Here is a 3,495-nt window from a genome sequence, read left to right on the forward strand (position 1 = left end):
GCCGAAGCCCTAGAAGGAGCCCTCCGTGCCCGACGTCGTCTTCGGTGTCGACCAGTCCAAGCCGTTCCGCGAGCAGGAGCTCGTCGGCCACAACCGCTGGCACCCCGACATCCCGGCCGTCGCCACGGTGAAGCCCGGGGACAGCTTCCGGGTGGAGTCCAAGGAGTGGTTCGACGGGACGATCGTCGACACCGACGACGCGAACGACGTCCGGGACTGCGACCTCTCGATGGTCCACCAGCTCTCCGGCCCGTTCGCCGTCGAGGGCGCGGAGCCGGGCGACCTGCTGATCGTCGACATCCTCGACGTCGGGCCGGTGCCGCAGGAGACGGGGCCGGTCGCGGGCCAGGGGTGGGGCTACACCGGGCTCTTCTCGAAGCTCAACGGCGGCGGCTTCCTCACCGACTGGTTCCCCGACGCCTACAAGGCCGTCTGGGACTTCACGGGCCAGAAGGCGACGAGCCGGCACATCCCCGGCGTCGAGTTCACCGGGATCGTCCACCCGGGCCTCATGGGCACCGCCCCGAGCGCGGACCTCCTGGCGACCTGGAACGCCCGCGAGGCCGCGCTCATCGCCACCGACCCCGACCGCGTGCCGCCGCTCGCCCTGCCGCCCGAGCCCCACAACGCCGTGCTCGGCAGCCTCACCGGCTCCGCCTTCGAGGCCGCCGCCGCCGAGGCCTGCCGGACCGCCCCGCCCCGCGACAACGGCGGCAACCAGGACATCAAGAACCTCTCGAAGGGCAGCCGGATCTTCTACCCGGTGTTCGTCGACGGGGCGAAGCTCTCGCTCGGCGACCTGCACTTCTCCCAGGGCGACGGCGAGATCACCTTCTGCGGCGCCATCGAGATGGGCGGCTACATCGACCTGCACGTCGACCTGATCAAGGGCGGGATGGAGACCTACGGGGTCACCACCAACCCGATCTTCATGCCGGGCAACGTCGAGCCCCGCTACTCGGAATTCCTGACGTTCGTCGGGTTCTCGGTCGACCCGCGGGACGGCACGCAGCACTACCTCGACACCACGCTCGCCTACCAGAACGCCTGCCTGAACGCGATCGAGTACTTCTCGAAGTTCGGGTGGACCAAGGAACAGGTCTACCTGCTCCTCGGCGCGGCGCCGGTCGAGGGCCGCATGTCGGGGGTGGTCGACGTCCCGAACTCGTGCGCCACGCTCTACGTCCCGACGGCGATCTTCGACGTCGACGTGCGCCCGAGCGCGGCCGGTCCCACCGTCGTCGACCGGGGGCAGTGCGCCGTCAGCACCTGACCGGCTCCGGACCGGGCCCCGGGCATCCGGCCCGCACCGGGCAGGGGTGGGCCGAGTGGCGCTCCGCCGGCAGCAGATGCGCGCACGGTGACTGTGGACGGCGGAGTGTGCCGGGGCCGGCGCCGCCCTAGCGTCGGGGGCGATGACCGACACCAGCACCACCAGCCGCCCGACCTCCCGCGACGTGGGCGGACAGATGATGGCCGAAGCGGCCCGCCGCATGCTCCCCGTGATCGCGGGGAAGCTCCTCGCGGCGGTCGCGGACCGCGCCGTGGAGGGGATCGAGGGGCTCGCCGACCGGCTGGAGGACCTCGGTACCCCCGCCGGGGACGCCGGCGCCGCGGACGACGACACCGGCGGGTCGGACGCGGGCGGCGGGTCGCGCGGCGCCGTGGGCGCGGCGTTCGCGTTCCTCGTCGAGCAGACCCGGATCGCGCTGCGGTTCCTGGCGCAGCTCGCGGCGCAGGCCGCCGAGATGCTGCGGCGGGCCACCGAGCGGCTCCGCGCCCGGCGTGCTCCCGAGGGGATCGACGAGGCACCCGCACCGGCGGAGATCAGCGCTCCGGAGGACCTGGACGACGAGGACGACGAGGACGTCCAGGAGGGACGCGTGCGCGCCGGGGTCTGATCCACGGTCCCCTCGCCGGGGGATCGGGCATCGTGGAGCGCGAGCCCGCCCCCGACCGAGGAGCCCGCCCGGTGACCGAGACCCCCTGGTGGCGCGACGCCGTCATCTACCAGGTCTACATCCGCAGCTTCGCCGACGCCGACGGGGACGGGATCGGTGACCTGGCCGGCCTGACCGACCGGCTCGGCTACCTGCGCGACCTCGGCGTCGACGCGCTGTGGATCAACCCGTGGTACGCCTCGCCGCAGGTCGACAACGGCTACGACGTCGCGGACTACCGCACGATCGAGCCCGCCTACGGCACGCTCGCCGACGCGGAGAAGCTGATCGCCCGCGCCCACGAGCACGGGCTGCGGGTGATCCCCGACCTGGTGCCCAACCACCTCTCGGCGGCGCACGCGTGGTTCCGCGCGGCGCTCGCGGCCGGCCCGGGCTCGCCGGAGCGCGCCCGCTTCCTCTTCCGTCCCGGGCGTGGCCGCGACGGCGCGGAGCCCCCGAACAACTGGCGGGCCCACTTCGGCGGCCCGGCCTGGACGCGGGTCGACGACGGGGAGTGGTACCTGCACCTGTTCGACCCCGGCCAGCCCGACGTGGACTGGCGCAACGCCGAGGTCCGCGCCGAGTTCGAGTCGGTGCTGCGGTTCTGGTTCGACCGCGGCGTCGACGGATTCCGCATCGACGTGGCGCACGGGTTGGCCAAGGACCCGGCCCTGCCCGACCTCGTCGACGCCGCGGACCTCACCGGGGCCTCGCTCGGGCCGGGGAGCCACCCCTTCGCCGACCGCGACGACGTCCAGGAGATCTACGAGTCGTGGCGGCGGATCGCCGACGAGTACCCGGGCGCGCGGATGTTCGTCGCCGAGGCGTGGGTCCCGAGCCCGGAGCGCCTGGCCCGCTACGTCTCGCCCGGCCGGCTGCACACCGCGTTCAACTTCGACTTCCTCCTCGCGCCCTGGGAGCCGGCGGCGCTGCGCGAGGCCGTCGACGTGACCACGGGGTACCTGCACGGCGTCGGCGCGCCCGCGACGTGGGTGCTGGAGAACCACGACGTCGTCCGTGCCCCGAGCCGGTACGGCCGGCGGCGGGACGGCAGCGTCGACGTCGCGCTCGGCGTCCGGCGCGCCCGGGCAGCGTTCCTGCTGATGGCCGCGCTCCCGGGCGGGATGTACGTCTACCAGGGCCAGGAGCTGGGGCTGCCCCAGGTCTCGGACCCGGAGGACCTCCCCGACGACGCCCTGCGCGACCCCACCTGGGAACGCTCGGGGCACACCGAGCGCGGTCGCGACGGGTGCCGGGTGCCCCTGCCGTGGAGTCCTGACGGATCCTCGTTCGGTTTCGGCCCCGACGGGGGTGGGTCGCCCTGGCTGCCGCAGCCGGCCTGGTTCGCCGACTACGCCGTCGAGGCCCAGGACGGCGACCCCGGCTCGTTCCTGGAGCTCGGGCGGGCGGCGCTGGCGATCCGGCGGGGCAACCCCGCGCTCGGCGAGGGCGACCTGACGTGGCACTCGGTGCCGGACGAGGAGGTGCTGGTGTTCGGCCGGGCCCCGGGGTTCTCCTGCGTGGTGAACCTGTCCGCGGCCGCGGTGCCGGTCGA

At 73.9% G+C, this 3,495-nt stretch carries 3 protein-coding genes; all 3 read left to right on the forward strand.

Annotation, left to right across the window (positions count from 1 at the left end; all coding sequences use genetic code 11):
• Positions 1 to 25 precede the first annotated feature (25 nt).
• Positions 26 to 1,273 (forward strand): formamidase, encoded by a 1,248-nt coding sequence (fmdA, locus tag AC0CYZ_RS17075; protein ID WP_472217452.1) that lies wholly within the window; start codon positions 26 to 28, stop codon positions 1,271 to 1,273.
• A gap of 142 nt (positions 1,274 to 1,415) precedes the next feature.
• A complete protein-coding gene (locus AC0CYZ_RS17080; RefSeq protein ID WP_472217454.1) occupies positions 1,416 to 1,901 on the forward strand; it encodes a hypothetical protein in 486 nt (161 codons plus the stop codon).
• Positions 1,902 to 1,972: 71 nt separating this feature from the next.
• A partial coding sequence (locus tag AC0CYZ_RS17085) for a glycoside hydrolase family 13 protein (RefSeq protein ID WP_472217456.1) occupies positions 1,973 to 3,495 on the forward strand: 1,523 nt, incomplete at its 3' end.

The sequence above is a fragment of the Actinomycetospora sp. genome, from assembly GCF_055612215.1.

What these genes read in the sequence shown, in the direction of transcription:
- AC0CYZ_RS17080 (WP_472217454.1), top strand. Translation starts at nt 1,416, where the DNA reads ATGACCGACACCAGCACCACCAGCCGCCCGACCTCCCGCGACGTGGGC.